We start from the raw sequence: 4540 nt of genomic DNA on the forward strand, positions 1-4540 counted from the left end.
GCGGAGGAGGCGGGACCGGCGCCGCGGGTGCGGCCGGCGGCGCAGGCGGCGCGGGCGGTGCCGGAGGCGGAGGAGGCGGCGGAGGCGGCACCCACGCCACTGCCTTGGGCACGCTGAGCTTGAGCTTGGCGCTGTTGCGGTCGCGCAGATAACCGATCTCGACCTGCGCGCCTTCGGGTTTGTCGCGCAAGGCCTCCATGGTCTGGCGCGGGGTGTCGACCGCGCGGCCGTCGACGCTCTGGATCACGTCGCCGGCTTCCAGTCCCTTGAGCCCGGCCGGCGCGCTGAGCACCAGCACGCCGCGCTGGGCGCCGAAGTAGCGGCCGAGCTTGGGCTCGACCGTGGCCAGGTTGAGGCCGTTCCAGCGCAGCGCCTCGCTGATCAGCGGCATGCTGCAGGCCGGATGCCGGGCCTTGCCCTTGTCCTTGCCGGCGCAGTCCAGGTCCGGGCCGATGCGGCGGATCTCGGTGCGCACGCCCGGCGCGACCGAGACGCTGCCGGCGGGCGCCGCGTCGACGACGACGGTGCGCGCATATTGATTGGTGACGTATTCGCTGCCGTCGGGATTGCGGTAGACCATGATCCGCGCGCCGACCTGCGGCGCGATCTCGACCGTGGCCTCGCGCTGGTCGCGCTGGTAGCGGATGCGCACCGGCTTGCCGGCTTCGAGCTTGCCGATCCGCTCGCGCGCTTCGCTCAGGCGCGCCTCGCCGCTCTTGCCGGCGAGTTCGCGTTCGTCGAGCGCGAGCAGGCGGTCGCCGCTGCGCAGCCCGGCGCGGGCCGCGGCGCTGCCGGGCGTGACCGCGAGGATGGCCACGCCGCTGCGTTCGTCCGGAGCCAGGATCACCCCGAGTTGCGGGCCGCGCAGGTCGTCGCTGATCAGCACCGGGCCGAACTGCGAAGGCTCGGGCAACACGCCGTCGGGATAGGCGCCGCGGCGCATCTCCACCACCATCGGCCGCGCCTGCGCCAGCAACCGCGGTGTGGCGCCGGCGTCGGTGCTGAAGAAGTAGGCGCGGGTTTCGCGCGGTGCGAGGCCGGCCGGGATGGCCTCGGCGGACGCGGCCATCGCATCGGTCGTGAAGACATAACCGCGGGTTTGGTGCGGCGCGGGCGTGGCCGGCACGAATTCGCGCCGGACCGGTTCGGCCGGCACGGGCACGGCCGGGGCGGCGACGGCTCCGGTCGCGCCGGCCGCGGCGGGAACCGCGAGCGCGCCGCCGATCGCGGCGGCGAGCAGGGCGGGAAGCAGGAAGCGGGACGACATGGCGGTCTCCAGTGAAAGTCGTTGCGATGGTTCTTGGCGATGATCGGGGCGGAGGCGACGCGCTCAGTCCACCCGCACCAGCGCGCTGTCGTAGCGTTCGCCGCGCGCGGCGTACCAGCGTTGGGTGCTTTCCATGCCGGCCAGCGAGCGCAGCGAATCGACCCGTTCGCGCCACAGCGCGACGCGGGTGGCCGCCGGCAGCGCGGCGTCGCCGAGCGCGGTGTCGATCAGTTGCAGTCGCTGGTCGAGGCCGGCGCCCATCACCGCGGCGGCGGCGCTGGCGACGCGCTCGTCGCGGGCGATGGCGACCAGGGCTTCGAGCTGGGCCGACTCGGCCTGCAGTTCGCGCAGTTGCGCGGCGAGGCGGGCGTCGGTGTCGGCGGCCGTTGCGGTGGAAGCGCCGGCGTCGGCGGGGCGCGTGCGCGTCGCCGCGCGTTGCGGCGCGGCGGCGATGGATGCGGTTGCGTCCTCCGGCTTCGGCGTTGTCGCGGCGACCCGCGTCCGGCGCTGCCGATCGGTGGCGGCCGTTGCGGGCTCCGAGGCCGATGGGTCTTTTATAGAAGGAGCGGCGGCCGGAGCGGCGGACACCGACGGACGGGTACCGGCCGCGGCGACCGCTTGGTTTCGCGCGGAGCGGCCGCCATCGGCCGACGCCGGATCGCGCTGCGGCGTCGCATGCGATTGCGTCGCCACGACCGGCGCGGCGGGTTCCGCATCGGGCCGCTGCGCGCGCAGGCTCAGCCACAGGCCCAGCGGCAGCGCGGCGGCCAGCATCGCGGCCAGCGCCCAGCGCCGCAGCGGCGTCGCGGCTGCGCGCGGAGCGGCCGATTTCAATGCAGCCGATTTCAATGCAGCCGATTTCGATGCGGCCGATTTCGATAGAGTCGATTGAGGCGCGACGAACTGCGCCGACGTCGCCGCCGATGCGGCCGGCAAACGCGCAGCCAAGCGCGCCCAGCCGTCGGCCGGCGGGGTTTCGGCGGGCAGCGCGGCGAACGCGCCGGCCCAGGTCGAGGGTGGCTCGCCTGCGGCGGGCGCGCCGGACACGAGCGGGGGACGATCAGGCATGGGCCTGCTCCGGTTCCAGCAGCTGGCGCAGGCGGCGGCTGCCGCGGGCGAGCTGCGATTTCGAAAAACTGATCGAACGCTGCATCAGCGCGGCGATCTCCTCATGGGTGTAGCCCTCGGCGTGGTACAGCCACAGCACGCTGCGGGTCGCTTCGGGCAATTGCGCCAGCGCGCGGCCGAGCGCGGCGGCGTCGGCCGCGGCCGGCGGCGGCGGGGCGCGGTCGTCGGCCAGGTGTTCGTCGTCGCTGTCGGCGTGCTCGTGGCGGCGCCGGCTGCGCAGCCGCATCAGGGCTTCGTTCACGGCGATCTGGCGCAGCCAGCCCCAGAACGGCGTGCCGCTGCCGTCGCGGTGGCCGCGGAAGTCGCCGATCCGCGTGAGCACTTTGAGCATGGTCTCCTGCAGGACTTCGGTGGCTTCCTCGCGATCGCCGGCGATGCGCACCGCCAGGGTGAACACCGGCCGCTCGAACCAGCGGTAGATCTGCTCGAACGCCGCGCCCTCGCCGGCGCGCGCGCGCGCCAGCAGCGACTCGGGCACGTCGATGGCGAAGCTCGACACGGGCCGGTCGGCGACGGGCGAGGGCGGCGGCAGGGGCATGGGTTCGGGCGGCATTCCCAGGCAAGGATGCGCCAGGGGCGTGAAGGGTCGCAGCCGGCGCCTGGGCCTATACTGCGCCCATAAGACCAAGGACAAGGAGGGGAGTCATGGGAGCCAGCTTTCTCGCGTTGGTGCTGGTGTTCGCCGGCGTCGTGCTGCTGTTCAAGACCGTGCGCATGGTGCCGCAGGGCTACCAGTGGACGGTCGAGCGCTTCGGCCGCTACACCCACACCATGGACCCCGGCCTGCACTTCCTGGTCCCGGTGATCTACGGCGTCGGCCGCAAGATCAACATGATGGAGCAGGTGCTGGAGGTGCCCAGCCAGGACGTGATCACCAAGGACAACGCGGTGGTCAAGGTCGACGGCATCGTGTTCTTCCAGGTGCAGGACGCGGCCAAGGCGGCGTATGAGGTCGCCCAGCTGGAAGTGGCGATCCTCAATTTGGTCATGACCAACATCCGCACCGCGATCGGTTCGATGGACCTGGACGAATCGCTGTCCAAGCGCGACGAGATCAACACCAAGGTGCTCAACGCGGTCGACGCGGCCACCCATCCGTGGGGGCTGAAGGTCAACCGCATCGAGCTCAAGGACATCCAGCCGCCGCGCGACCTGGTCGATTCGATGGCCCGGCAGATGAAGGCCGAGCGCGAGAAGCGCGCCAACATCCTCGAGGCCGAAGGCCATCGCCAGTCCGAGATCCTGCGCGCCGAGGGCGACAAGCAGGCGGCGATCCTGGAAGCCGAGGGCAAGCGCGAGGCCGCGTATCGCGAGGCCGAGGCGCGCGAGCGTCTGGCCGAAGCCGAGGCCAAGGCCACTCAGTTGGTGTCCGACGCGATCGCCGCGGGCAACGTGCAGGCGATCAATTACTTCGTCGCGCAGAAGTACATCGAGGCATTCAAGGCCCTGGCCGAGGCGCCGAACCAGAAGTTCGTGATGATGCCGATGGATTCGTCCGGGGTGATCGGTTCGATCGCCGGCATCGCCGAGCTGGCCAAGGACGCGATGGCCCAGCAGTCCGCGCCGGGCGCGCGGCCGCCGCGCGGCGGAGCCTGACATGAGCTGGAACTGGCCGACCGTGGCCTGGGCGGCGCTGGCGCTGCTGCTGTTCGCGGCCGAGGCGCTGGCGCCGGGGGCATTCATGCTCTGGCTCGGCCTGGCCGCGGCGGCGGTGTTCGTGCTGGTGTTCGCCTTTCCCGGACTGACCGTGCTGGCCCAGGTGGCCGCGTTCGTGGTGCTGAGCTTCGTCTCGATCCAGGTCTACCGCACCTGGTTCCGCAAGCGCGAGCCGGCCAGCGACCGGCCGCTGCTGAACCGCCGCGCCGAGCAGTTGATCGGCCGGGTGGTGCCGCTGGAGCGCGGCATCGTCGCCGGCCGCGGGCGGGTGCAGATCGCCGATGCGTTCTGGGACGTCAGCGGCCCGGAACTGCCGGCCGGCGCGATGGTGCGCGTGGTCGGCGCCGATGCCATGTTGCTGCATGTGGAAGCGGCGGGCTGAGCGGTGAACGCGCGCTGCGCCAGGCCCTGGTCGTCCGCCTCGGCGCGCCGGCGCGCGTCGACCGCGCTGGGCGCGTGCGCGCTGGGCCTGTGCCTGGCCGCGCAGGG

At 72.6% G+C, this 4540-nt stretch carries 5 protein-coding genes; 2 read left to right on the forward strand and 3 right to left on the reverse strand.

Going from position 1 to position 4540, the window contains the following annotated elements:
• From A7A76_RS04855 to A7A76_RS04865, 3 genes are all read right to left on the reverse strand, one after another.
• The coding region (locus A7A76_RS04855; RefSeq protein ID WP_206410136.1) for a PDZ domain-containing protein at window positions 1–1267 on the reverse strand (1267 nt) is incomplete at its 3' end.
• 63 nt (window positions 1268–1330) lie between these two features.
• Window positions 1331–2101, reverse strand: coding sequence for a hypothetical protein (locus A7A76_RS04860; RefSeq protein ID WP_206410137.1), 771 nt, complete (start codon window positions 2099–2101; stop codon window positions 1331–1333).
• Between the two features lie 226 nt (window positions 2102–2327).
• Window positions 2328–2933 (reverse strand): RNA polymerase sigma factor, encoded by a 606-nt coding sequence (locus A7A76_RS04865; RefSeq protein ID WP_241200732.1) that lies wholly within the window; start codon window positions 2931–2933, stop codon window positions 2328–2330.
• 107 nt (window positions 2934–3040) lie between these two features.
• On the opposite strand from A7A76_RS04865, the gene A7A76_RS04870 reads away from it, so the two are divergent.
• Both A7A76_RS04870 and A7A76_RS04875 read left to right on the forward strand, forming a co-directional pair.
• Window positions 3041–3991, forward strand: a complete 951-nt coding sequence (locus A7A76_RS04870; RefSeq protein WP_206410139.1) for an SPFH domain-containing protein — start codon at window positions 3041–3043, stop codon at window positions 3989–3991.
• A 1-nt stretch (window position 3992) separates the two neighbouring features.
• Window positions 3993–4433: an NfeD family protein gene (locus A7A76_RS04875; RefSeq protein WP_096379766.1), complete on the forward strand. Its 441-nt coding sequence runs from the start codon at window positions 3993–3995 to the stop codon at window positions 4431–4433.
• The last annotated feature ends 107 nt before the right edge of the window (window positions 4434–4540 follow it).

Origin of the sequence: Lysobacter enzymogenes (assembly GCF_017168095.1) — a bacterium.
Lineage (GTDB): Bacteria > Pseudomonadota > Gammaproteobacteria > Xanthomonadales > Xanthomonadaceae > Lysobacter > Lysobacter enzymogenes_D.